The sequence below is a fragment of the Pseudomonas sp. LARHCG127 genome, assembly GCF_052871455.1.
In genome coordinates, this window is the sequence record NZ_JBIXJT010000001.1 from 5,615 (window position 1) to 30,867 (window position 25,253).

General features: G+C 62.2%; 19 protein-coding genes. 10 read left to right on the plus strand and 9 right to left on the minus strand.

The annotated features are described in order from the left end of the window. Window positions 1-186: 186 nt before the first annotated feature. The 7 genes from ACIPQ1_RS00025 to ACIPQ1_RS00055 all read left to right on the plus strand — a co-directional run bounded on the left by ACIPQ1_RS00025 (window position 187) and on the right by ACIPQ1_RS00055 (window position 5,775). Window positions 187-1,176: an alpha/beta fold hydrolase gene (locus tag ACIPQ1_RS00025; RefSeq protein WP_446533337.1), complete on the plus strand. Its 990-nt coding sequence runs from the start codon at window positions 187-189 to the stop codon at window positions 1,174-1,176. A 126-nt stretch (window positions 1,177-1,302) separates the two neighbouring features. Continuing rightward, complete coding sequence (gene rraA / locus ACIPQ1_RS00030) at window positions 1,303-1,794, plus strand: ribonuclease E activity regulator RraA (RefSeq protein WP_207965835.1); 492 nt, start codon at window positions 1,303-1,305, stop codon at window positions 1,792-1,794. A gap of 25 nt (window positions 1,795-1,819) precedes the next feature. After that, window positions 1,820-2,815: a zinc transporter ZntB gene (locus ACIPQ1_RS00035; RefSeq protein WP_446533338.1), complete on the plus strand. Its 996-nt coding sequence runs from the start codon at window positions 1,820-1,822 to the stop codon at window positions 2,813-2,815. Between the two features lie 63 nt (window positions 2,816-2,878). After that, entirely contained in the window at window positions 2,879-3,124 is a 246-nt protein-coding gene (locus ACIPQ1_RS00040) for a hypothetical protein (RefSeq protein WP_014337331.1), read from the plus strand. Window positions 3,125-3,126: 2 nt separating this feature from the next. Next, window positions 3,127-3,951 (plus strand): mechanosensitive ion channel family protein, encoded by an 825-nt coding sequence (locus ACIPQ1_RS00045; protein ID WP_003199523.1) that lies wholly within the window; start codon window positions 3,127-3,129, stop codon window positions 3,949-3,951. Window positions 3,952-4,042: 91 nt separating this feature from the next. Beyond that, window positions 4,043-4,633: an RNA polymerase sigma factor SigX gene (sigX, locus tag ACIPQ1_RS00050; RefSeq protein WP_003183614.1), complete on the plus strand. Its 591-nt coding sequence runs from the start codon at window positions 4,043-4,045 to the stop codon at window positions 4,631-4,633. 107 nt (window positions 4,634-4,740) lie between these two features. Beyond that, window positions 4,741-5,775: an OmpA family protein gene (locus ACIPQ1_RS00055; RefSeq protein WP_250965642.1), complete on the plus strand. Its 1,035-nt coding sequence runs from the start codon at window positions 4,741-4,743 to the stop codon at window positions 5,773-5,775. Between the two features lie 252 nt (window positions 5,776-6,027). On the opposite strand, the gene cobA is transcribed toward ACIPQ1_RS00055, so the two are convergent. The 8 genes from cobA to ACIPQ1_RS00095 all read right to left on the minus strand — a co-directional run bounded on the left by cobA (window position 6,028) and on the right by ACIPQ1_RS00095 (window position 17,860). Then, window positions 6,028-6,783 (minus strand): uroporphyrinogen-III C-methyltransferase, encoded by a 756-nt coding sequence (gene cobA, locus ACIPQ1_RS00060; RefSeq protein WP_250965641.1) that lies wholly within the window; start codon window positions 6,781-6,783, stop codon window positions 6,028-6,030. A 10-nt stretch (window positions 6,784-6,793) separates the two neighbouring features. Further along, complete coding sequence (locus ACIPQ1_RS00065; protein WP_446533339.1) at window positions 6,794-9,511, minus strand: nitrate reductase; 2,718 nt, start codon at window positions 9,509-9,511, stop codon at window positions 6,794-6,796. Then, window positions 9,511-9,828 carry a nitrite reductase small subunit NirD gene (gene nirD / locus ACIPQ1_RS00070; RefSeq protein WP_186705301.1) on the minus strand — a complete coding sequence of 106 codons (318 nt, stop codon included), beginning with the start codon at window positions 9,826-9,828 and terminating at the stop codon, window positions 9,511-9,513. The genes ACIPQ1_RS00065 and nirD overlap by 1 nt, the downstream gene beginning before the upstream one ends. Further along, window positions 9,825-12,278, minus strand: coding sequence for a nitrite reductase large subunit NirB (gene nirB, locus ACIPQ1_RS00075; protein WP_186728155.1), 2,454 nt, complete (start codon window positions 12,276-12,278; stop codon window positions 9,825-9,827). Before nirB ends, nirD begins: the two co-directional genes overlap by 4 nt. Before the next feature lie 422 nt (window positions 12,279-12,700). Further along, window positions 12,701-14,371 carry a protein kinase domain-containing protein gene (locus ACIPQ1_RS00080; RefSeq protein ID WP_446533340.1) on the minus strand — a complete coding sequence of 557 codons (1,671 nt, stop codon included), beginning with the start codon at window positions 14,369-14,371 and terminating at the stop codon, window positions 12,701-12,703. Between the two features lie 9 nt (window positions 14,372-14,380). Further along, window positions 14,381-15,592: a nitrate/nitrite transporter gene (locus ACIPQ1_RS00085; protein WP_053120618.1), complete on the minus strand. Its 1,212-nt coding sequence runs from the start codon at window positions 15,590-15,592 to the stop codon at window positions 14,381-14,383. A 466-nt stretch (window positions 15,593-16,058) separates the two neighbouring features. After that, entirely contained in the window at window positions 16,059-16,634 is a 576-nt protein-coding gene (locus tag ACIPQ1_RS00090; protein WP_003199539.1) for an ANTAR domain-containing response regulator, read from the minus strand. Window positions 16,635-16,648: 14 nt separating this feature from the next. Then, the gene (locus ACIPQ1_RS00095; protein WP_411386910.1) at window positions 16,649-17,860 is read right to left on the minus strand and encodes a CmpA/NrtA family ABC transporter substrate-binding protein; all 1,212 of its coding nucleotides are present in this window, start codon (window positions 17,858-17,860) and stop codon (window positions 16,649-16,651) included. 232 nt (window positions 17,861-18,092) lie between these two features. Between ACIPQ1_RS00095 and ACIPQ1_RS00100 the strand changes: the two genes are divergently transcribed. Beyond that, a complete protein-coding gene (locus ACIPQ1_RS00100) occupies window positions 18,093-19,112 on the plus strand; it encodes a quinone-dependent dihydroorotate dehydrogenase (RefSeq protein WP_411386911.1) in 1,020 nt (339 codons plus the stop codon). A 302-nt stretch (window positions 19,113-19,414) separates the two neighbouring features. On the opposite strand, the gene rmf is transcribed toward ACIPQ1_RS00100, so the two are convergent. After that, a complete protein-coding gene (rmf, locus tag ACIPQ1_RS00105; RefSeq protein WP_003223300.1) occupies window positions 19,415-19,630 on the minus strand; it encodes a ribosome modulation factor in 216 nt (71 codons plus the stop codon). A 532-nt stretch (window positions 19,631-20,162) separates the two neighbouring features. Between rmf and rlmKL the strand changes: the two genes are divergently transcribed. Then, window positions 20,163-22,433 carry a bifunctional 23S rRNA (guanine(2069)-N(7))-methyltransferase RlmK/23S rRNA (guanine(2445)-N(2))-methyltransferase RlmL gene (rlmKL, locus tag ACIPQ1_RS00110; protein ID WP_446533341.1) on the plus strand — a complete coding sequence of 757 codons (2,271 nt, stop codon included), beginning with the start codon at window positions 20,163-20,165 and terminating at the stop codon, window positions 22,431-22,433. A gap of 142 nt (window positions 22,434-22,575) precedes the next feature. Continuing rightward, the gene (locus ACIPQ1_RS00115) at window positions 22,576-24,960 is read left to right on the plus strand and encodes a sensor domain-containing diguanylate cyclase (RefSeq protein WP_446533342.1); all 2,385 of its coding nucleotides are present in this window, start codon (window positions 22,576-22,578) and stop codon (window positions 24,958-24,960) included. Window positions 24,961-25,253 lie beyond the last annotated feature (293 nt).

The following is a 25,253-nucleotide window of genomic DNA, read 5'->3' on the forward strand; positions in this document are numbered from 1 at the left end:
AACCTGTGGGAGCGGGCTTGCTCGCGAAAGCGGTGCGTCAGACAACATCCATGTTGACTGTTCCGCCGTCTTCGCGAGCAAGCCCGCTCCCACAGGGGGCTCAACTGATGGGCATTATCCGGGCCCCTTTTGATTGAAGTAGGGCGGGCTCCACAAGGAAGCCGCCCTTTTTTGTGCAAGAAGATTATGCAAAGCAGCAGCAACCTCTTTCCTGTCGCCCTGATCAGTGCCGAGCGGCGCGGTGATCTGAGCGAAGACGTCTATCGCTTGAAACCCGGCAACAGCCCGGACGCCAGCGTCGAACTGGCCGTCACGCGGCTGGGCATGGCTGATCCCGGCGAAACCCGTGGTGTCCCGGTGATTTTGTTGCACGGCAGTTTTTCCAATCGGCGTTTCTGGTATTCGCCCAAAGGCCTCGGCCTGGGCGCGTACCTGACGCGCCTGGGATTCGATGTCTGGATTCCCGAAATGCGCGGCCATGGCTTATCCCAGCGTAACCAGGGTTATCGCCACAATCGGGTGGCTGACTACGCCCGTTACGACCTGCCGGCCATCGGCGCCTTCGTGCGTGAGCAGAGCGGACAAGTGCCCCATTGGATCGGTCATTCCCTGGGGGGCATTACCCTGGCGGCAGCCTTGGGCGGCCACTACCTGGGCGAGCCCGCAGTGGCGTCGGCGGCATTTTTTGGCACCCAGGTCAGCCGCACCTACTGGCCGCTGAAGATCCCGCCGGTGGAATGGAGCGGCCGCTTCATCCTCAAGCGCTTTGCCCAGTTGTCCGGTTCAAGGCTCAAGCGCGGCCCCGAGGACGAGCCCATTGGCCTGGCCCTGGAAAGCATGCGCTGGTACGGCCTGTTCGGGCGTTTCGGCGATGCCGAGAAGAACTGGTGGGCCGGCTTGGCCGATGTCCAGTTGCCGGTGCTGGCGGTGAGTGCCACCGGCGATCACCAGGACCCGACTTGGGCGTGCCGCAAACTCTTCGACCAGATCGGTTCCACGCACAAGCAGTTTGTCTGCCTGGGTCGGGGACAGGGTTTCACTGACGATTTCGGTCACGTCGAGATGCTGGTCAGCAAGGCCGCCCACCTTGAGGTCTGGCCGCTGGTGGCTCGTTGGCTCGAGGATCAGCAGGCGCCCTTGCTGGGTGAACAGCCGCAGTTGGCCGAGGCGGTTTGAGGCGAAGGCTCTGACAAGGGCATTTCGCTCTGGTCTGCTTGCGGCTAAGATATGACGCTTCAAGCGGTTCCGGTCACAAACGGTTGCACATTCAATCTGACGTTCCAGCCTTTCAGGAGTTGTTCGATGAACCATTACCTCACGCCCGACCTGTGCGACGCCTACCCGGACCTGGTGCAGGTGTTGGAGCCGATGTTCAGCAATTTCGGTGGCCGCGATTCCTTCGGCGGCGAAATCGTGACCATCAAGTGCTTCGAGGACAACTCGCGGGTCAAGGAGCAGGTTGAACTCGATGGCAAGGGTAAAGTGCTGGTTGTGGATGGCGGCGGGTCGCTGCGCCGGGCCCTGCTGGGTGACATGTTGGCCGAGAAAGCGGCTAAGAATGGCTGGGAAGGCCTGGTGATCTATGGCTGCATCCGCGACGTCGACGTCATTGCCCAGACCGACCTCGGGGTCCAGGCCCTGGCCAGCCATCCGATGAAGACCGACCGGCGTGGTGTCGGCGAGCTCAATATAGCAGTGACCTTTGCTGGCGTGACGTTCCGCCCGGGCGAGTATGTCTATGCCGACAACAACGGCGTGATCGTTTCGCCAAGCCCACTGAAGATGCCTGAATAAAGCACCGCAGCCATAAGGGATGAGGATGTTCGAGGAAGAAAACGCGCAATGGGGGCTGGTGCATGCCCTGGTGCTGGACGGTAAAGGCGGCGCGCGTTCCATAGCCCGGACCGAACTCGACGATTTGCAGCTGAAGGCCCACGAAAGCCTGTGGCTGCACTGGGATCGCAGTCATCCGCAAACCCACACCTGGCTGCGCAAATCCAGCGGCCTGAGCGAATTCAACTGCGACCTGCTGCTGGAAGAGAACACCCGGCCGCGGTTGTTGCCGTTGCCCAACGCCGAACTGCTGCTGTTCCTGCGCGGGATCAACCTCAACCCGGGCGCCGAGCCTGAAGACATGGTCTCGGTACGGATCTTCGCGTCTGCCCAGCGAGTGATCTCCCTGCGCCTGCGGCCGTTGCGCGCCACCGATGAACTGTTGGCGCAACTGGCCGAGGGCAAGGGGCCCGAGAACGCTTCCGAACTCATCCTTTATATGGCGCAATACCTCACCGACAAGGTGCAGGACCTGGTCACTTGCCTCTCGGAAATCGTCGATGGCGAGGAAGAAAAACTCGACGCCGACGAACGGTATGCCCCCGAGCATGACGCCATTTTGCACATCCGTCGAAGGGCTGCCGGACTCAAGCGATTCCTGGCGCCACAGCGAGATATCTTCGGCCAGATGTCGAGGATCAAGTTGCCCTGGTTCGTCGAGGACGATGGCGACTATTGGAACGAATTGAACAACAGCCTGACCCGTTATCTCGAAGAGCTGGAATTGACCCGAGAGCGCGTGGGGCTTGTGCTGGAGGCCGAAGACCGGCGCCTGTCGGTGCGCATGAACCGCACCATGTACCGCTTCGGCATCATCACCGGGATTTTCCTGCCGATGAGTTTTCTCACCGGCCTTTTAGGTATCAACGTCGGTGGCATTCCGTTTTCCGAAAGCCCCTACGGTTTCATGGTCGCGTGCCTGCTGATGATCTGCGTCGCGACGGGGCAGTGGTGGTTGTTCCGCCGTTTGCGCTGGGTGTGATGGGGTTTCATGTGACCCGACGAAATGTGATCGCGTCTTCCACAGACATCACGAGAGGTGCGTATGCACGATCCGTTTGAACAGTCTTTGCGCGACATGCTCAAGGCTTCGCCGTCCAGCCGGGACGACGACGCATGCTTGGGGCGTGTACTGAAAACCGCCAACCGCCAGGTCGGCGCGGGCGATCTGTTCAGCCTGCTGGGCCGCTGGTTGCCCGCGCTGATGATCGCCCTGAATAATGGATCGGCCCATGTCTCGCCGGTTTCCCGCCGTAAACCTGTTACTCGCACCGCTGATAAGGCTGATTGAATATGGAACTTGATCTCTGGACCCAGAGCCTCGTCACGGCAATGACTGCGTTGTGGACCAAGGTAGCTAACTTCATCCCGAACCTCTTCGGCGCGCTGGTGGTGCTGTTGCTGGGTTTTGTCGTGGCCAAGTTGCTGGACACGCTGCTGTCCAAGCTGCTCGCCAAGCTGGGTCTCGATCGCCTGATGGGCGGCACCGGCCTGACCAAGCTGCTGTCCCGTGGCGGCATCCAAGTGCCGATCTCGACCCTGGTCGGCAAGATCGTGTATTGGTTCGTATTGCTGATTTTCCTGGTTTCCGCAGCAGAATCCCTTGGCCTTGAGCGAGTTTCGGCTACGCTCGATATGCTTGCATTGTATTTGCCGAAGGTTTTTGGTGCCGCGCTGGTGTTGCTGGTCGGTGTCCTGCTGGCGCAACTGGCCAATGGGCTGGTGCGCGGTGCGGCCGAAGGCGTCGGGCTGGATTATGCCGCTGGCGTGGGGCGTATCGCCCAGGGCCTGGTGATTATCATCAGTATTTCGGTGGCGATCAGCCAGTTGGAGGTCAAGACTGACCTGCTCAACCATGTGATCGTGATTGTATTGATAACCGTTGGTCTGGCGGTTGCGCTGGCAATGGGATTGGGAAGCCGGGAGATCGCCGGTCAGATTCTTGCGGGAATCTATGTGCGTGAATTGTATGAGGTTGGGCAACAAGTGCGTGTTGGCGAGGTCGAAGGCCAGATCGAAGAGATCGGCACGGTGAAAACCACATTGCTGACCGAGGAGGGCGAACTGGTGTCGCTTTCCAATCGGATCTTGCTGGAACAGCATGTGAGTAGCCGCTAACCCGGCAAATCCTGCTAATGTATGCCGCCGCGAAATGCCTGCTAGCCCAGGCTGCGGCGCACATTGACCTAGACTGTCGGCCCGACTTGTTTTGAACAAACCCCAATCGCTATCCACGCGCTACGACCCCCGTGATCTCTCCGATGAGGAGTTGGTCGCGCGCGCGCATACGGAGCTGTTTCACGTAACACGCGCCTATGAAGAGTTGATGCGTCGTTACCAGAGAACTTTATTTAACGTTTGTGCGCGCTATCTCGGGAACGATCGTGATGCTGACGATGTCTGTCAGGAGGTGATGTTGAAGGTGCTGTATGGCCTGAAGAACTTCGAGGGGAAATCGAAGTTCAAGACATGGCTTTATAGCATCACGTACAACGAATGCATCACGCAGTATCGCAAGGAACGGCGAAAGCGTCGCTTGATGGACGCGTTGAGCCTGGACCCTCTCGAGGAAGCGTCGGAAGATAAGGCGCCCAAGCCCGAGGAAAAGGGTGGACTCGATCGCTGGCTGGTCTATGTAAACCCGATCGACCGGGAAATTCTGGTGCTACGATTTGTCGCAGAGCTGGAATTTCAGGAGATCGCAGACATAATGCATATGGGTTTGAGCGCGACAAAAATGCGTTACAAGCGCGCTCTTGACAAATTGCGTGAGAAATTTGCAGGCATTGCTGAAACTTAGTTCGGCGCAAATATCTCTTACGTGTAGGCAAGTTCTGATAGACTTGCCGCCGAGTTGTCCCCCGGTTTGCGGGACTGCTTCACAATCACCAGATGGGGATTTAACGGATGAAACTGAAAAACACCTTGGGCTTTGCCATTGGTTCTTTGATTGCTGCCACTTCGTTCGGCGCTCTGGCACAAGGCCAAGGCGCAGTTGAAATCGAAGGCTTCGCCAAGAAAGAAATGTTCGACAGCGCTCGTGATTTCAAGAACAACGGCAACCTGTTCGGCGGTTCGGTTGGTTACTTCCTGACCGACGACGTTGAACTGCGTCTGGCCTACGACGAAGTGCACAACGCACGCACCGAAGACGGCACTAACGTTAAGGGCGCGAACACCGCTCTGGACGCTCTGTACCACTTCAACAACCCAGGCGACATGCTGCGTCCTTATGTTTCGGCCGGTTTCTCCGACCAGAGCATCGACCAGAATGGCAGCAACGGTCGTAACCGTTCTACCTTCGCCAACGTTGGTGGCGGCGCCAAGCTGTATTTCACTGACAACTTCTACGCCCGTGCTGGCGTTGAAGCTCAGTACAACATCGACCAGGGCGACACCGAGTGGGCTCCTAGCGTTGGTATCGGTGTGAACTTCGGTGGCGGCTCCAAGCCAGCTGCTGCTCCAGTTCCAGCACCTGCTGAAGTCTGCTCCGACAGCGACAACGATGGCGTGTGCGACAACGTCGACAAGTGCCCTGACACCCCAGCCAACGTAACTGTTGACGCTGATGGCTGCCCAGCTGTTGCTGAAGTCGTTCGTGTTGAGCTGGACGTCAAGTTCGACTTCGACAAGTCGGTCGTTAAAGAAAACAGCTATGGCGACATCAAGAACCTGGCTGATTTCATGAAGCAGTACCCATCCACCACCACTACTGTTGAAGGTCACACTGACTCCGTCGGTCCTGACGCTTACAACCAGAAGCTGTCTGAGCGTCGTGCAAGCGCCGTTAAGAACGTTCTGACCAACCAGTACGGTGTTGAATCGTCCCGCGTTCAGTCTGTTGGCTACGGCGAATCCCGCCCAGTTGCCGACAACGCCACTGACGCTGGTCGTGCAGTTAACCGTCGCGTAGAAGCGCAGGTTGAAGCTCAAGCTAAGTAATTAGCCTACAGCTTTGGAAAAGCCCGGCCTCGGCCGGGCTTTTCTTTGCCTGCGATTTATGGAGATGGGTGGAACACAAGACCTGTGGGAGACCTGTGGGAGCGAGCTTGCTCGCGAGGCGGCCTCTTCGGTCATACCCCGATCCATTGTGGGAGCGAGCTTGCTCGCGATGGCGGTGGGTCAGGCACCCCAGGGCTAACAGGACCACCCGCAAAGCGCCCCCCCGCGCACCCACAGGTTTTGGGGTGTCTGCTAGAGGGCGCAAACCTGGGCCAAAGCCGGCGGTGAGGCGGCCAGTTCGGCTGCTTCGGCCACGGCGCCAATTACCAGGATCGCCGGGCTCTTGAGCTGGAAGGCGCTGGCAGCGGCCTCCATCGAGGCCAGGTCGCTGCGGCAGTCACGCTGGTGGGGCAGGGAGGCGTTTTCGATCATGGCCACGGGCGTGTCCGCCGCCAAGCCGCCGGCCAGCAGTTGCTCGCGGATCTCGCTCAGCTTCGCCACGCCCATGTACACCACCAAAGTGGTCCCGCTTTGGGCCAGGGCTTGCCAGTTCAGGCTGCTGCCGTCCTGGGTGTGGGCCGTGACCAGGGTCACGCCCCGGGCAATCCCGCGCAGGGTCAGTGGAATGTCGCATTGGGTCGCCCCCGCGAGGCCGGCGGTGATGCCGTTGACCATTTCCACCTCGACGCCATGCTCGCGCAGCCACTGTGCCTCTTCACCGCCGCGGCCGAAGATGCACGGGTCGCCGCCCTTGAGGCGCACCACGCATTTGCCCTGGCGGGCATAACGCAGCATCAATCGATGAATGAAGGCCTGGGGGGTGGAGCGGCAGCCGCCGCGCTTGCCCACGGCAATGATGCGTGCAGCGGGGCAATGCTCCAGCACCGCGGCATTGACCAGGTCGTCGATCAACACCACGTCGGCCTCGCCCAAGGCGCGCACGGCTTTGAGGGTCAGTAATTCAGGGTCACCGGGACCTGCACCCACCAGCCAGACTTTTGCGTTCATAGTGTTTTCCTCACGAGATAGCCGCCAGTGGTTGCGCGGTGGCAACCAGCAGGCGCTTGATTTCCGGTACGCAGGAGCCGCATTGCGTGCCACAGCCCAGTTCCTGTTTGAGCCCCTGCAAGTCCAGGCCACGCTCGATGCCGGCGCAGACCGCGCGCTGGCTGACGTTCATGCAGTTGCACAGCGTTTTGCTGCCACCCGTTGTGGCGCCAACATTGCCCGGCGGCGCGCTCAACGGCGCCAGCAGCCAGCGCCGCAGTTGTTCATCGGCACGGCCTTCCAGCCACAGGTTCTGCAGCCAATGCCGGGCCAGGGTTTCACCGGCCAGGCGAATGGCGGTGATGCGACCGTTTTCGATGCGCACTCGTTTACCGATGGAGCGACGCGGGTCGTCGTAGGCCAGCACCGGCCCGTCGATCAGGCCCAATTGCTCGTCGATGGCCTGGAGCAGTTGCGGTTCAGGCGCGACGGCGCTGGCAGCGCGAATCAGCAGTGCGGGACGTTCGCGGCCGGTCAGGCTCAGGCTGACGTAGGAAAACGCCTCGCACAGGGGACGCAGGGCCTCCAGATGCTGTTGAACATCGCCTTCGATCAAAGCGAAAAGCTGCCAAGGCAGGTTCACCGGTTCCAGGCGCACGCCGCTGTGCTTGAGTTCCGGTTGTTTCGACAAGGGGTCGAAGGCCGGTTGAGTCAGGGTATTCACGCCGCCCTTGAGGAACCGATCGCCCCAATGCATGGGCAGGAACGCCTGGCCGGGGCGCACGCTGTCGTCGCTGTCCACGGCCACGATCACGCTGCCGCGACGGCTCTTGAGGTTGACCAGGTCGCCCGCTTGCAAGCGATGCCGGAGAAGTTCGTCGGGGTGCAGGCTGAGCACGGCTTCGTTCACATGGCCAAACAACTGCGCAGCGGTGCCGGTCCGGCTCATGCCGTGCCACTGGTCCCGCAAGCGGCCGGTGTTGAGCGTCAATGGGTAGCGGGCGTCACGCAGTTCCTTGGCGGCGCGATAGGGATCGGCCACGAAGTGCGCCCGGCCGCTGTCGGTCGGGAAAATCCCGTCCACGTACAGTCGCGCCGTCCCAACCGTGGCGCCTTCCGGGAAGGGCCATTGCTGGGGGCCGAGGCGGTCGATCAGGGCATGGCTGATGCCGGACAAGTCCAGGTCGCGGCCACGGGTCAGCTGTTTGTACTCGTCGAACAGCTGGGCCGGGGTGTCGAAGACGAACAGGCTGGGTTGGCCCGGGCGCAGGCGTTTCTCCAGGCGTTGTGCGAAATCCACGGTGATTGCCCAGTCCGGACGCGCTTCACCGGGTGCGTCGATGGCCCGGCGGACGTGGGAAATACGCCGCTCGGAGTTGGTCACCGAACCTTCTTTCTCGCCCCAACTGGCCGCCGGCAACAGTAGATCGGCAAACGTGGCGGTCTCGGTGGTGCGGAAGGCTTCCTGCAATACCACGAACGGGCAGGCTTGCAGGGCCTCACGTACCGCCGTCTGGTCGGGCATTGACTGGGCCGGGTTGGTGCAGGCGATCCACAAGGCCTTGATCTTGCCGCTGCGCACCTGCTCGAACAGCTCGATGGCGCTCAGGCCGGTGGTGGCGGGCAATTGCTCCACACCCCAATAACGGGCGACGTCGGCACGATGTTCCGGGTTGGCGGCTTCACGATGGCCCGGCAGCAGGTTCGACAGGCTGCCGGTTTCCCGTCCGCCCATGGCGTTGGGTTGGCCGGTCAGCGAGAACGGGCCCGCCCCCGGCCGGCCGATTTGTCCGGTGGCCAGGTGGAGGTTGATCAGTGCGCTGTTTTTGGCGCTGCCGGCGGTGGACTGGTTCAGGCCCATGCACCACAACGACAGGAAGCTCGGCGACGTGCCGACCCATTCGGCGCACTGGTGCAGTTGTTCGACGCTGATGCCGCACAACTGGGCGACCATCGCCGGGGTGTAGTCGCGGACCAGGTTCTTCAGGTCCGCCAGACCTTCGGTATGGGCCTTGATGAAGGCGCGGTCGACCCAGTCTTCCCACAGCAGCAGGTGCAAAATCCCATGGAACAAGGCGACATCGGTGCCCGGCAAGATCGCCAGGTGCAGGTCCGCCAGGTCGCAGGTGTCGGTGCGCCGGGGGTCGATGACGATGATTTTCATCTGCGGCCGGCGGGATTTTGCCTCTTCGAGGCGGCGAAACAGGATGGGATGGGCGTAGGCCATGTTACTGCCGACGATCATCACGCAGTCGCTCAACTCCAGGTCTTCGTAGCTGCAGGGTGGGGCGTCGGCACCGAGGCTGCGCTTGTAGCCCACCACGGCAGAGGACATGCACAGCCGCGAATTGCTGTCGATATTGTTGGTACCCACCAACGCCCGGGCGAGTTTGTTGAAGGCGTAGTAGTCCTCGGTCAACAGCTGGCCGGAGATGTAGAACGCCACGCTGTCGGGGCCGTGCTCGGCGATGGTGTCGGCGAAGACGCTGGCGGCGTGATCCAGGGCGCTGTTCCAGCCGGTGCGGGCCCGGGCCAGGCCTTTGCCCAGGCGCAGCTCCGGGTACAGGGCGCGGGCGGCGAGGTCGCCGGTCAGGTGCAGGGTCGAACCCTTGCTGCACAGTTTGCCGAAGTTGGCCGGGTGGGCGGGATCGCCGCTGACGCCGAGGATGCGCTCGCCGTCATGCTCGATCAGGACGCCGCAGCCGACCCCGCAATAACAGCAGGTCGAGGCAGTGATCTGGCGGTTCATCAGCTTGCGTCCCGCAGGGCCAGTTGCACCCGGCCGTTTTCGACACGGGCCGAATGATGATGGGCGCAGCCCACGTCCGGGGCTTGGGCCAGACCGGTTTCCAGGTCGATCTGCCAGTTGTGCAGCGGGCAGGCCACGCGCTTGCCGTAGACCAACCCTTGGGACAGCGGGCCACCCTTGTGCGGGCAACGGTCATCGAGGGCGAACACTTCATCGTCGCTGGTACGAAAAATCGCGATATCGCCTTTGGGGCCATTGATGATGCGCGAACCGAGGATATTGATCTCTTCCAGTGCGCAGATATCCAGCCAGTTCATGCCGGCACCTCCAGGTTCTTCACGGGGATGACTTCGAACTCTTTCTTCAACTGAGGCTGTTCCAGGCGTTGTTTCCAAGGGTCCTGTTCCAGCGACAGGGAAAACTTCAGGCGTTCGTGAAGGGCCTTGCGCCGCTCGGGGTCTTCCAGCACGGCTTTCTTGATGTGCTCCATGCCGACCCGCTGCATGTAATGCACGGTGCGTTCGAGGTAGAAGGCTTCCTCGCGGTACAGCTGCAGGAAGGCGCCGTTGTATTCACGCACCTCCTCGGCGGTCTTGAGCTTGACGAAAAACTCTGCGACTTCGGTCTTGATCCCGCCGTTGCCGCCGATGTACATCTCCCAGCCGGAATCGACACCGATAATGCCGACGTCCTTGATCCCGGCTTCCGAGCAGTTGCGTGGGCAACCGGAGACCGCCAGCTTCACCTTGTGCGGCGACCACATATTGAACAGGTCGTGTTCCAGCTCGATGCCCAACTGGGTGGAGTTCTGCGTACCGAAGCGGCAGAACTCGCTGCCCACGCAAGTCTTCACGGTGCGGATGGATTTGCCGTAGGCATGGCCGGACGGCATGTCGAGGTCTTTCCAGACGCCGGGCAGGTCTTGCTTCTTGATGCCCAGCAAGTCGATGCGCTGGCCGCCGGTGACCTTGACCATCGGCACGTTGTATTTATCGGCGACGTCGGCAATGCGCCGCAGCTCGGAGGGGTTGGTCACGCCGCCCCACATCCGTGGGACCACCGAGTAGGTGCCGTCTTTCTGGATGTTGGCGTGGGCGCGTTCGTTGATCAGGCGCGACTGTGGGTCGTCGTGGGCTTCGCCAGGCCAGGTGGATATCAGGTAGTAGTTCAACGCCGGGCGGCAGGTGGCGCAGCCGTTCGGGGTGCGCCAGTTCAGGTAGCTCATGGTGCCGGCGATGGTCAGCAGGTGCTGGTCGCGGATCGCCTGGCGGATCTGGCCGTGGTTGAGGTCGCTGCAACCGCAGATGGCTTTTTCGCTTTTTGGCTTGACGTCCGCCGCGCCGCCCACGGTGTTGATCAGGATCTGTTCCACCAGGCCGGCGCAAGAGCCGCAGGAACTGGCGGCCTTGGTGTGTTTTTTCACGTCATCGACGCTGAACAGCCCGTGCTCCTGGATCGCCTTGACGATGGTGCCCTTGCACACGCCGTTGCAGCCGCAGACTTCGGCGGTGTCGGCCATGCTCATGGCTTTGTCCTGGCCTTGGTGTCCTACATCGCCAAGTGCGTTTTCCCCGAACATGAGGTGATCGCGGATCTCGCTGATGCCGTGATTCTCACGAATCTGCCGGAAATACCAGCCGCCGTCCGCGGTATCGCCGTACAGGCAGGCACCCACCAGCACGTCATCCTTGATCACCAGTTTCTTGTAGACGCCGCCGATCGGGTCGGAAAGGGTGATGGTCTCGGTGCCTTCGCCGCCCATGAAGTCGCCGGCGGAAAACAGGTCGATGCCGGTGACTTTCAACTTGGTCGATGTGACCGAACCCTTGTAAGTGGCGAAGCCCAGTTGCGCGAGGTGGTTGGCGCAGACCTTGGCCTGTTCGAACAGCGGCGCCACCAGGCCGTAGGCGGTGCCGCGGTGGCTGGCGCACTCACCGATGGCGTAGATGCGCGGGTCATAGGTCTGCATCGTGTCATTGACCAGGATCCCGCGGTTGCAGGGGATGCCGGATTTTTCCGCCAGTTCGGTATTGGGACGGATGCCGGCGGCCATCACCACCAGGTCGGCGGGAATGATGTCGCCGTTCTTGAACTGGACCGAGCCGACCCGGCCGTTGCCGGCGTCGTGCAGGGCCTGGGTCTGTTCGCTGAGGCGGAATTTCAGGCCACGGCTTTCCAGGGCGGTTTGCAGCAGTTGGCCGCTGGTCTTGTCCAGTTGCCGTTCCAACAGCCATTCACCGATGTGGACGACGGTCACGTCCATGCCCCGAAGCTTCAAGCCGTTGGCCGCTTCCAGGCCCAGCAGGCCGCCGCCGATGACCACGGCGTGCTTGTGGGTCTTGGCGGTGTCGATCATCGCCTGGGTGTCGGCGATGTCGCGGTAACCAATCACGCCTTCAAGGGTGTTGCCGGGGATCGGCAAGATGAACGGTGTGGAACCGGTGGCGATCAGCAGGCGGTCGTATTCGGCTTCGCTGCCGTCTTCGGCGATGACGCGGCGCTTGACCCGGTCAATCTCCACCACTTTGCGGTTGAGCAGCAGCTTGATGTTGTTGTCCAGGTACCAGCTCAGGTCGTTGAGCACGATCTCTTCGAATGTCTGCTCGCCGGCCAGCACCGGCGAAAGCAGGATGCGGTTGTAGTTGGTGTGGGGCTCGGCGCCGAACACCGTGATGTCGTACAGCTCGTTGCTCAGCTTGAGCAGTTCCTCGAGGGTGCGAACCCCGGCCATGCCGTTGCCGATCATCACCAGTTTGAGTTTTTTCATCAGGGTTCTCCGCAAGCTCATGTCCGGTTCATCACGGCGATCGGACTGGCTCGGCAATTTTTACGAAAACAAAAAAAGGCGTCCCGCTAGCAAGCTAGCGAGGACGCCTTTGTCCTGGTCCCGTTCTCTCGGGAAGCACCGCCTTCATCGTTGGAGGCGTTGCTTTATGTATGGTGGGGTAGGTAATGCAGTGGTTGTGCCAAGTGGCGCGAAGGCGCGGATTTATTGAACAGCGGGCTGGTTGAGCGGATTGGGGAGGGATTTATTGCACCGAATCAAAGCGTGTTGCCCGGTAATGGAGCGTGAAGGGATTGGCGAAAAAGCTTTTGTGGCGAGGGAGCTTGCTCCCGCTGGGCTGCGAAGCAGACCCAAAAAAAGGCGACCGCTGCGCGCTCGAGCGGGAGCAAGCTCCCTCGCCACGGTCATGAGTGAAACACCAGAAACAACAGCACAACATTCACCACCAATGACACCAGCGCCAACGTCCGCCAGACCTTCAGCGGCTCTCTTTCCAGCAATGGCCGGGGCCTTACACTCAAGCTGCGGCGTTCGCCCTGCTCCAGCAGCAACAGCCATTCCTCGGCGGTTTCAAAGCGCTGGCCCGGGTCTGCCGCGACGGCCCGTTCCAGGCTTTGCCCGAGCCATTCGGCCAAGTCCGGCCGATAGCGGCTGGCACTGACCGGCACCCCAAAGCGCGGGCGCTGGAAGGCTTCGATCTCGCCGTAGGGATAATGCCCGGTCAACAGGAAATACAAGGTCACGCCGACGGCGTACAAATCCTGTTGCGCCGTGGGCGCGGTGCCGCCGAAGGCTTCCGGAGCAATGTAGCTGGGTGTGCCGGGCAGCACGTTGGCCTGGTCCTCGGACAAGCCCGGGCAATACGCCAGGCCGAAATCCAGCAAGCGCAATTCTCCGTCGTCGCCCAGGTGCAGGTTTTCCGGCTTGATGTCGCGGTGGTAGATCTGCCGTCGATGCAACAGGCCCACCGCTCGCACCAGCCGTTGCGCCAGGTCCTGCCATTGGGCCAGGGGCAGCGGACCGCCCTGGTTGAACACCTCGGCCAGGGTCGCGCCCGGATATTCACGCATCACGTAGTACAAATGCTGACGCTGGGGCACCCCATGGACTTCGGGAAACTGCCGCCCGGCGACGCGTTTGAGAAACCATTCCTCCGAGAGCAAGGCCTGACCGGCCCGGCTGTCGTCACGTAGCTGCACGGGCAAGGTTTTCAGCAGCCAAGGTTGGTCTTGGCCGTCGTGCACCCGGTAAAGCAACGATTGCTGGCTCTGGCCGAGCAGGCTTTCGATCTGCCAGCCCTCGAATACCTGGCCCGGTTTCAGCGCCGGCGGCAAGGGCCATTGCTGCAGCTGGATCAAGGCATCGCCAATGCTGGCTTCGCCGAGGGCATCGACCCGCACCAACAACGCACTGGCATTGTCCTGGCTACCGGCCAGGTGCGCGGCGTTGACCAGCGTCTGCGCAGCGAGGTCCAGGTCGGGTTGGTCGCGAAGGATGCCGGCGATGGCCGTGTCCCCCAAGACCGCCCAGACGCCGTCGCTGAGCAACACGAAGGTTTCGTCGGTGCGCAGTTCACCATCGAGAAAGTCGAGGATCAGGTGCTGATCCAGCCCCAGGGCCCGCTTGAGTACATGCTGCATGCCCTGCTGTTCCCAGACGTGATCTTCGCTGACCCGTTGCAGGTGATCGGCATGCCAGCGGTAGACCCGGCAATCGCCGACGTGGGCCAAGGTGAAGCGCCGGCCCCGCAGGACCAGGGCGCTCACGGTGGTGAGCAGCGGTTGCCCGCCGCCGTTGGCCTGCAGCCAGCGGTTCTGGGCCAGCAACAGCCGGTCCAGCGCCTGGGCCACGCCCCAGGTTTGCGGCGTGGAATAGTAGTCCAGGGCCAGGGCCTGCAAGGTCGAACGGGCGGCCAGCCCACCATCGGCGCATTGGCTCACGCCGTCGGCGATGGCGAACAGGTAACCCTTGCTGGCAGCCAGGGCCGGGGCGGGGGTGACCAGGCGCAGGGCGTCCTGGTTTTCTTCCCGCGGGCCGATGGCGCTGGCCTCGGCAAAACTCAATTGCAGGCTCATGGTTGCAGGTTATACCCGAGCAGCGGTGACGGCTGCCGACCCCCAAGTGGTTCTCCAGCGACGCTTGACGCCATACAGGCCGAACCAGGCCAGGACACCGAGGCTGGCGAACAACCACAGCGCCAGTTGATAGCTGCCGGTGCTTTGCTTGATCGCGCCCATGCCCGCCGCCAGGGCGAAACCACCGATGCCGCCGGCCATGCCGATCAGCCCGGTCATCACGCCGATTTCGCGACGGAAGCGTTGTGGCACCAGTTGGAACACCGCGCCGTTGCCCGCACCCAAGCCGAGCATGGTGCAAACGAACAGGGCCAGGGCCGCATAGGAACTCGGCAGGTTGAAGCCCACCGCGGCGATGCAGACGGCCGCTACGGTGTACATGCCGAGCAAAGTGCGGATGCCGCCAAAACGGTCCGCCAGGGCGCCGCCCAAGGGGCGCATCAGGCTGCCACCGAAGACGCAGGCAGCGGTGTAGTAGCCGGCGGTGACGGGGCTCAGGCCATATTGGTCGTTGAAGTAGCCGGGCAGGGCGCTGGCCAGGCCGATGAAGCCGCCGAAGGTCACGCTGTAGAAGAACATGAACCACCAGCTGTCACGGTCGCCCAGGGCCTTGAGGTAGTCGGCCATGGATTTGGCTTTTGGTCGCTCAGGGGCATTCTTGGCCAGCCAGGCGAAGAGGACCAGCGTCAGCACCAGCGGGATCAGCGCGAAGCCGAACACGTTGGTCCAGCCGAAGGCTACGGCCATGACCGGTGCGATCAACGCGGCGAGCACGGTGCCCGAGTTGCCAGCCCCGGCGATGCCCATGGCCTTGCCCTGGTGTTGCGGCGGATACCACTGGGAGGCCAGGGGCAGGGCGACGGCGAACGAAGCGCCGGCCACACCGAGGAACAGGCCCAGCAGCAGGGCTTGTTCGTAACTGTGGATGCCCAGTTTCCAGGCGCAGAACAGCGCACCGATCACGATCACCTGGCCAACCATGCCGGCGGTCTTGGGTGAAATCCGGTCGGCCAGTAGGCCCATGAACAGGCGCAGCACGGCGCCAGCCAGGATCGGTGTCGCCACCATCAGGCCGCGTTGCTGAGTGGTCAGGTGCAGGTCGGCGGAGATCTGTACCGCCAGTGGCCCGAGCAGGTACCAGACCATGAAGCTCAGGTCGAAATAAAGAAAGGCCGCGAACAGTGTCGGGGTGTGGCCGGATTTCCAGAAGCTTGAATTCATCGCGCACCTCAGCTGTAAAAGTCTCGAGAAATGAGTCAGTGCTTGGAGCAGTGCGCCGCCTGTGGTCGCACCACCGGCCCCGAAGGGCCAAAACAAAAAAACGCCGCAACCCGGATCGCCAGAGAGGCAAGGAGGGTGTGCGACGTCTTTGTCGTAGGTGGGGCAACCGCCGTTGGTTACCTGTGGGGTTGCTTAAGCGAGATCTGTGCCAACCCGAGGGATGGGGGGAGGGCTATCGCGAGCAGGCTCGCTCCCACAGGGATTGTGGTTGTCCGCCAATGTCGTGCTCACCCCGTAAACCCTGTGGGAGCGGGCTTGCTCGCGAAGACGGTGGGTCAGTCGATATCAATGTTGGAAGTAAGACCGCTTTCGCGAGCAAGCCCGCTCCCACAGGGACCTGAGGTGTGCTCGGACCTGTGGGAGCGAGCTCGCTCGCGATGGCGGCAGGCCCTGCGCTACAAGGCTTTCAGCCGAGCAACTCGTTCATGGCAATGATCTGCTCCGCCACCTGTATCAGCTTCTGCTGGCGGCTCATGGCCTGGCGGCGCATCAGGGTGTAGGCCTGCTCCTCGTTGCATTCCTTCATCTTCATCAGCATGCCCTTGGCCAGTTCGATGCGCTTGCGTTCGGCCAGTTGCTGGTCCCGGGCCAGGAGTTGGGCGCGCAGGGCCTGGTCGCTTTCGAAGCGGGCCATGGCCACGTCGAGGATCGGTTGCAGGCGCGCGGCGTGGATGCCTTCGACGATGTAGGCGCTGACGCCCGACTTGATCGCCTGGCGCATCACATTGGGGTCGTGCTCGTCGGTAAACATGACGATCGGGCGTGGCTGGTCGCGACTGACCAGCACCACTTGCTCCATCACATCGCGTCCGGGTGACTCGGTATCGATCAGGATTACGTCCGGACGCACCGTTTCGACGCGCGCCGGCAGGTCGATGGTCAGGCCGGATTCGTCGATCACTTCGAAGCCGGCTTCAATCAGGGCAGCCTTGAGGCGGCCGACTTTTTTCGCGGTGTCGTTGATCAGCAGGATACGCAGCATGGTCGTGGCTCCTGTCAGCGGCTGGCGAGAAGGGGAGCCGCATCGCTCAAGGCGTGCAGTTTGAAGCTGCGGGCGTACCCGGCCGGGTCCGAGCCGTCCCAGGTGGTGCCGTCGATCAGTTGGCTGCTGCGCATGTCCTGGCTCGGGGACGCAATGTCCAGCGCCCCACAGGCTTCACGGTACAACGTGAGTTGCTGAACGTCCCGGGCCACGGCCAGGTAATCCGGGTCTTCGCGCAGCAAGCCCCAGCGACGGAACTGGGTCATGAACCACATGCCGTCGGACAGGTACGGCAGGTTCACCTCGCCGTTGCCATGGAAGCGCATCGCGTGGGGATCCTGCCAGCTGTTGCCCAAGCCGTCGGCATAGATGCCCAGCAGGCGCGGCTCGATGCAGTCCAGCGGGGCGTCGAGGTATTCCGGTGCACTCAACAGTTGCGCGGTGCTGCGACGGTTTTCGCTGCTTTGTTCGATGAAACGGCTGGCTTCGAGAATGGCCATCACCAACGCCCGGGCGGTATTGGGATATTGTTCGACGAACGCACGGGTGCAGCCCAGGACTTTTTCCGGGTGGTCGGGCCAGATGGTCTGGGTGGTCGCCAGGGTAAAGCCGAGGTTCTGTTTCACCGCACTGGCGCACCAGGGCTCGCCGACGCAAAACCCGTCGATGCGCCCGGCTTGCAGGTGCGCGATCATTTGCGGCGGCGGTACCACCACGCTGTCGACATCCGACAAGGGGTGGATGCCCTGGGCGGCGAGCCAGTAATAGAGCCACATGGCGTGGGTGCCGGTGGGGAACGTCTGGGCGAAGGTCAGTTTCGGGCGAGTTTGGTGCACGTGCCGTTCCAGTGCTTCAGGACTGGTCACGCCTTGGGCCTGCAAGCCATGGGACAGGTTGATGCTCTGGCCGTTCTGGTTCAGCCCCATCAGCACCGCCATGTCGGTCGGTGCGACCCCGCCAATGCCCAGGTGCACCGCATAGACCAGGCCATACAGGCTGTGGGCGGCATCGATTTCACCGCTGACCAGCTTGTCCCGCAGGTTGGCCCAGGACGCCTGGCGCTTGAGATTCAGGGTCAAGCCGTAGGGTTGGGCGAAGCCCTGGGTGGCAGCGACCACCACTGGGGCACAGTCGCTCAAGGCCATGAAGCCGAGGTTGACCGCGCTCTTTTCCGGGGCATCGCTACCGTTGACCCAGGCCAGGGGGTTGGCTGGAACTTCATTCATCACTATCACCTTCCACATGAAAAAGCGCCGTGTCCGGGCCCAGGAGACCGGACGACGACGCCGTTGTCCCTTAAAACAGTGTGGCACTCATTCCGTCGCTGGCATGGGCGCTGATGACCAAAAGGGTGCAAGGCATATGCCAGCGCTATCGTTTTGTGCGGGCGCCTCGCTTGAGCCGCCGTTGCCCGGCTATAATCGCCGCCTCATTTCTTCGCCCGAGTCAAAGCCGCCCATGTACACCCTGGCCCGTCAGCTGTTGTTCAAACTTTCCCCGGAAACCTCCCACGACCTGTCCCTGGACTTGATCGGCGCGGGCGGGCGTTTGGGCCTCAACGGTTTGCTGTGCAAGGCGCCGGCGAAAGTGCCGGTGACGGTCATGGGCCTGGCGTTTCCCAACCCGGTCGGGTTGGCGGCGGGCCTGGACAAGAATGGCGCGGCCATCGACGGCTTTGCGCAGTTGGGTTTCGGCTTTGTGGAAATCGGCACCGTCACGCCGCGTCCGCAGCCGGGCAACCCCAAGCCACGGTTGTTCCGCCTGCCACAAGCCGAGGCGATCATCAACCGCATGGGCTTCAACAACCTGGGCGTCGATCACCTGCTGGCCCGTGTGGCCGCGGCCAAGTACAAGGGCGTGCTGGGCATCAACATCGGCAAGAATTTCGACACGCCGGTGGAGCGCGCCGTCGACGACTACCTGATCTGCCTGGACAAGGTCTACGCCCACGCCAGCTACGTGACCGTCAACGTCAGCTCCCCCAACACCCCGGGGCTGCGCAGCCTGCAATTCGGTGATTCCCTCAAGCAACTGCTGGCCGACCTGGCCCAACGTCGCGCGGAACTGGCGTTGACCCACGGCCGGCACGTGCCCCTGGCGATCAAGATCGCCCCGGACATGACCGACGAGGAGACCGCCCAGGTAGCCCAGGCCCTGATCGAGACGGGTATGGACGCAGTGATCGCCACCAACACGACCCTGGGACGCGAAGGCGTCGAAGGGCTGGAGCACGGTGACGAGGCGGGTGGCTTGTCGGGCGCGCCAGTGCGTGACAAGAGCACCCACACGGTGAAGGTGCTGGCCGCTGAATTGGCGGGGCGCTTGCCGATCATTGCGGCGGGCGGGATCACCGAAGGCCGGCACGCCGCCGAGAAGATCACCGCCGGGGCGAGCCTGGTGCAGGTTTACTCGGGCTTCATCTACAAGGGGCCGGCGTTGATTCGTGAGTCGGTGGATGCGATTGCGGCGTTGGGGTGATTCTTTAGGTTGGTAAGATCCATTTGTGGCGAGGGGATTTATCCCCGCTGGGCTGCGCAGCAGCCCCACAAAATCACACAATAAACCTGACACACCGAGGGCTGCTTACAGGGGCTGCTTCGCACCCCAGCGGGGATAAATCCCCTCGCCACAACAGCTTTCGCAGCTCAAGTTCAAAAAAGGCATTAAAAAGGGCTCCTCGAAGGAGCCCCTTGGGCCGTAGCCCGCCGCCCGGATGGGACGTGCGTGGTTAAATCGATTGGGATGTCAAATTGTCGAGTTCTTGAGTAATAAGCCCTGTGTCAGCCGACGGCGTGAAGTTCGTTGAGTCTGTGGATACCCGCAGTGCCGGTCATACCGTCCCAGTTGTCGCCGCGTCCTTCTCGCCAGCCATTGATCCAGGCTTGACGTACCGACGGTAGAGTAAAGGGGCAAAGCTCACGGGATTTACCACCAACGCCATATTGGTAACCACGCAAAAATGCTCTTTCCAACGGATCACGCTTAAGTCTTCTCATAGGGTGTTGCCCTCACTTGTTGACTGTTGCTTAGCGTCGACCTCTATCGAGGCCGGGGCAGAATCATTCTGCCGTTGGTGGCTCGTTGCCGGCGTGACGAGCCGAGGTGTTGACGCCGTTGCGACGTCAACCTGTGTTGAGTTCTAACCAAAGCGTCACAGGGATGGAATGATCGTTTTGTCATAAGCACGTAACAATAAAGATGTTAGGGCGATAAGTAACTTGATGTTCGTTGACCGCTTTTGAGCAAGACCCCTGTATGATCGGCCCTGCGCCAACAGGGGCTGCCCTTTCTCGAATGAGAATGTCCACCCGTTGCACTCGGGTACTATTCGACGAAAGGGTCGAGTTTTTCACAATTTGTTGCACAGAATTTTTTATCTGCCTTCGCATCTAAGCTCTTTTAACCTGAGCGGCGAGGGCGGCACGGCACACTTTCGTGCCACGCGGGTGCCCTTGAGAAAAGCACCTGATTGAACCCGGCCCGGCAATGCGTTGCCCGGTCCACTTAGCCAAAGGCTCTGGAAATCCCATGTCCGATCGTTTCGAACTCTTCCTCACTTGCCCCAAGGGCCTCGAAGGCCTGCTGATCGAGGAAGCCGTCGGGCTTGGCCTTGAAGAGGCGCGCGAGCACACTTCGGCCGTGCGTGGCATGGCCGACATGGAAACGGCCTATCGCCTGTGCCTGTGGTCGCGCCTGGCCAACCGCGTGTTGCTGGTGCTCAAGCGCTTCCCGATGAAGGACGCCGAAGACCTCTACCACGGTGTGCTGGATGTCGACTGGCAAGACCACATGCTGGCCGATGGCACCCTGGCGGTAGAGTTCAGTGGCCACGGCTCGGGCATCGACAACACCCATTTCGGTGCCTTGAAAGTCAAGGATGCCATCGTCGACAAGCTGCGCACGCCATCGGGTGAGCGGCCATCCATCGACAAGCTCAACCCGGACCTGCGGATTCACCTGCGCCTGGACCGCGGCGAAGCGATCCTCTCCCTCGACCTTTCCGGCCACAGCCTGCACCAGCGCGGTTATCGCCTGCAGCAAGGCGCCGCGCCGCTGAAGGAAAACCTCGCTGCCGCGATCCTGATCCGCGCTGGTTGGCCGCGCATTGCCGCTGAAGGCGGGGCGCTGGCCGACCCGATGTGTGGTGTTGGCACGTTCCTGGTAGAAGCCGGCATGATCGCCGCCGATATGGCACCGAACCTGCGTCGCCAGCAGTGGGGATTCACCGCCTGGCTCGGCCACGTGCCGGCGTTGTGGAAGAAACTCCACGAAGAAGCCTCCGAGCGCGCCGCCGCCGGGCTGGCCAAGCCACCGTTGTGGATTCGTGGCTACGAAGCCGACCCGCGGCTGATCCAGCCGGGCCGCAATAACGTCGAGCGTGCGGGCCTGAGCGAGTGGATCAAGATCTATCAAGGCGAAGTCGCCACCTTCGAGCCGCGCCCGGACCAGAATCAGAAGGGCCTGGTGATCTGCAACCCGCCGTACGGCGAGCGTCTGGGTGACGAAGCCAGCCTGCTCTACCTCTACCAGAACCTCGGCGAGCGCCTGCGCCAGGCGTGCCTGAACTGGGAGGCGGCGGTGTTCACCGGCGCGCCGGACCTGGGCAAGCGCATGGGCATTCGCAGCCACAAGCAGTATTCGTTCTGGAACGGCGCCTTGCCGTGCAAGTTGCTGCTGATCAAGGTGCTGCCGGACCAGTTCGTCACCGGCGAGCGTCGCACCCCGGAACAGCGCCAGGCCGAGCGTGAACAGGCCGCCTACGATCAAACCCCGGAAGTGCCACAAGAGCGCCAGTACAACAAGAACGGCAACCCGATCAAGCCGGCGCCGGCGCCAGCCCCTGTGGTCGAGCAGGCGCGGTTGAGCGAAGGCGGGCAGATGTTCGCCAATCGCCTGCAAAAAAACCTCAAACTGCTAAGTAAATGGGCCAAGCGTGAAGGTGTGGATTGCTACCGGGTCTACGACGCCGACATGCCGGAATACTCCATGGCCATCGACCTCTACCACGACTGGGTACATGTCCAGGAGTACGTCGCGCCGAAGTCCATCGACCCGGAAAAGGCCTCGGCCCGGTTGTTCGATGCCTTGGCGGCCATTCCCCAGGCACTGAACGTCGACAAGAGCCGCGTGGTGATCAAGCGCCGCGAGCGTCAGAGCGGTACCAAGCAGTACGAGCGCCAGAGCGCCCAGGGCAAGTTCACCGAGGTCAACGAAGGCGGCGTAAAGCTGCTGGTCAATCTCACCGATTACCTGGACACCGGGCTGTTTCTCGACCATCGGCCGATGCGCCTGCGGATCCAGAAAGAGGCGGCCGGCAAGCGTTTCCTCAACCTGTTCTGCTACACCGCGACCGCCAGCGTCCACGCCGCCAAGGGCGGTGCCCGGAGCACCACCAGCGTCGACTTGTCGAAAACCTACCTGGATTGGGCGCGACGCAACCTGTCGCTCAATGGTTTTTCCGACAAGAACCGCCTGGAGCAGGGCGACGTGATGGCCTGGCTGGAAGCCAGTCGTGACGAGTACGACCTGATCTTCATCGACCCGCCGACCTTCTCCAACTCCAAGCGCATGGAAGGTGTGTTCGATGTGCAGCGCGACCACGTCCAGTTGCTGGACCTGGCCATGGCGCGCCTGGCGCCGGGCGGCGTGCTGTATTTTTCCAACAACTTCCGCAAGTTCCAGCTCGAGGACAACCTCGGCGAGCGCTATGCAGTGGAAGAGATCACTGCCAAGACCATCGATCCGGATTTCGCCCGCAACGGCAAGATCCACCGCGCTTGGAAGATCATGGCGCGTTGAAGGAGATCGATTGGATCCACGGAGCCTTGTAGCTCAAGGCTTCTAGCCTCATTTGGGGACTGGTCAAAGTGATGGCGAATAGCTATAACTTAGGCTGTGTCCGGGGCTGTGCCTATGCCTGGTACCTTTGCGAGTTGTATTTATGGCATTGCATCAGGTGCGCCCCAGAATCCTGGGCTTTATCCGCGAAGACGTTTCGGCCTGGCTGGTGGCTTCGCTGGTGCTGCTGGCCGGTACCTGCCTGAGCGGCGTGCTGAGCTGGGCGATGATGGACCTGTTCAATCGGCAATTGCGCGAGCGCTTCGAGTTGCAAGTCGAGGAGCGCTTCAGCCGCATCGAGGAACAGTTCCAGGACCAGGAGCAGTTTCTCGACAGCCTCGGGCGTTTTTTTGCCAACTCCGAAGCGGTAGCCAGCAATGAGTTCCATGGCTACGCCGACTCGCTGATGCGTCGTACCCGGGCCTTCGCCTGGGCGCCCAGGGTCCTTCGGGACGAGCGGCAAGCGTTCGAACGGCAGGCGCAGGCCGACGGTGGGGCTCAATTCATGATTCGCGAGCCGGACGGCCACGGTGGCCTGCAACTGGCCGCCGAACGGGACGAGTACGTTCCGGTGCTCTACATTCATAGTCGGAGCGCCTACGGGCCCCCACTGGGCCTGGACCTGCTTTCCGAGCCCTTGCGCGGTGCCACTGTCGAGCGGTCGCGTCAGCGTGGCGGGGTGGCGGCCTCGCAACCCCTGGATTTTATGGGGGCCGACCCGATGTTCACCCGCGGGGTACTGCTGGTCGCGCCGGTTATACGGGAATCGGCCAGCGAACCGTTCGGGTACGTGATGGCGGCCATCAGCATGCGTCAGTTGGCGGGCGACGGACTGCCGGCGCCCGGTCACGACAATCTGTCGATGCGTGTCGTGGACCTGTCTAGCGAAAACGGGGGGGAGGCGCTGTTCGAATCCCCAAACCCGCCGGGCCAGAGCGAGTTGTCGGCGACGCGCCTGCTACGCCTGGCCGATCGCGACTACCGGGTGGAGTTGCGGCCCAGCCGGGTGTTCCTGTCGACCAATCATTCTTCGGTCACGAGCATAGTGATACTCGGTGGTCTGCTCAGCCTGCTGCTCAGTGCCTTGCTCTATGTGCTGGTCAGCCAGCGGCAGCGAGCCTTGGCACTGGTGGAACAACGCACCGGTGAACTGCGTGCCCGGGAGCAGGAGTTGCGCGGTACCCACGGCCAGTTGCGCGGTGTGCTGGATGCCGCGACCCAGGTGGCGATCATTGCCACCGACCTGCGCGGCGTCATCACCACTTTCAATGCTGGCGCCGAGCAGATGCTCGGCTACCCGAGTTGCGACGTGCTACAAAGCATGACCCTGGAGAGCCTGCATGTGCCGCGCGAACTCCAGGCTCGGGCCGCTCAGCTTGCCGCGCGCTTTGGTAAACCCATTCCGACCTGCCATGCGATGCTGCTCGAGGGCGGCGAGCAGGGTGGGCAGCAGGCGCGGGAATGGACCCTGGTGCGCCGCGATGGCAGTCACCTGACCGTGAACATGCTGGCCACGCCGATGCTCGATGAGCAGGGGCTGTGGGTCGGGCACCTGGCGATCTGCATCGACATCACCGAACGCAAGCGCGTCCACGAAGCCCTGGCGGCCCGCGACCTGTTGCTGAAAAAACTCAGTGCTCATGTGCCTGGGGGGATCTACCAGTTCAGGATGGATTTCAATGGTCGCTTCAGCGTGATTTATGCCAGCGACGGTATCCGCGACATCTATGAATTGGAACCCGATGTACTGGTGCAGAACGCCGAGGCGATTTTCTCGCGTATTCATCCGTTGGACAGTACGCGCGTCCGCGCTTCGATCCGTGCTTCGGCCAATACCTTGAGCCCATGGAGGGAAGAGTATCGGGTGCAATTACCCTTGCGCGGGCTGCGCTGGGTGCGCGGCGAGGCCACACCCGAGGAGCTGCCTGGCGGCGGGGTGTTGTGGCACGGCTATATCTCGGATATCTCCGACCTCAAGCGTGTGGAAGAAGAGCTGCGGGCCTTGTCCGTGACCGACGCCCTGACCGGCATTCGCAACCGCCGGTATTTCCAGGAACGCTTGACCTCGGAAATGGCCCGGGTCGAGCGCGGTTCTGGTGGGCTGGCGGTCATCATGCTCGACATCGATCACTTCAAGCGCATCAACGACCAGCACGGCCATGCGGTGGGCGACCGGGTGTTGCAGGCGGTCTGCCAGCGCATCGTCCAACGGTTGCGCCGTACCGATGTGTTCTGCCGGTTGGGTGGGGAAGAGTTCGTGGTGCTGTGCCCGGACACCGACAGTGACAGCGCATATTCCCTGGCGCTGGGGCTTTGGGAAGGCTTGCGGGCTGGGCCCATCGACGATGTCGGGGTGGTCACCGCCAGCTTCGGCATCGCCACCTGGCGCGCCGGGGAGGGCGCCGATGCGTTACTGCTCAGGGCCGACTCAGGCGTGTACGCGGCCAAGCAGGCCGGGCGGGATCGGGTCGAGACGCAGTTGGGATAGCCAGGGGATATTGAGGTCAAAGTGTGGGAGCGGGGGGGGGGGGGGGGGGGGGGGGGGGGGGGGGGGAGCCGCGGGGGGGGGGGGGGGGGTGGGGGGGGGGGGGCTTGCTCGCGAAGGCGGCATGTCAGTCAACACAATGGTTGAATGTTGTACCGCCTTCGCGAGCAAGCCCGCTCCCACAGTTGATCTTCAGTGGGCACAAGATTTGTGTATGGCCCGATTCACTGTAGGAGCGAGCCTGCTCGCGATTCGGTCGGTCAGCAACATCGATGTTGAATGACATACCGCATTCG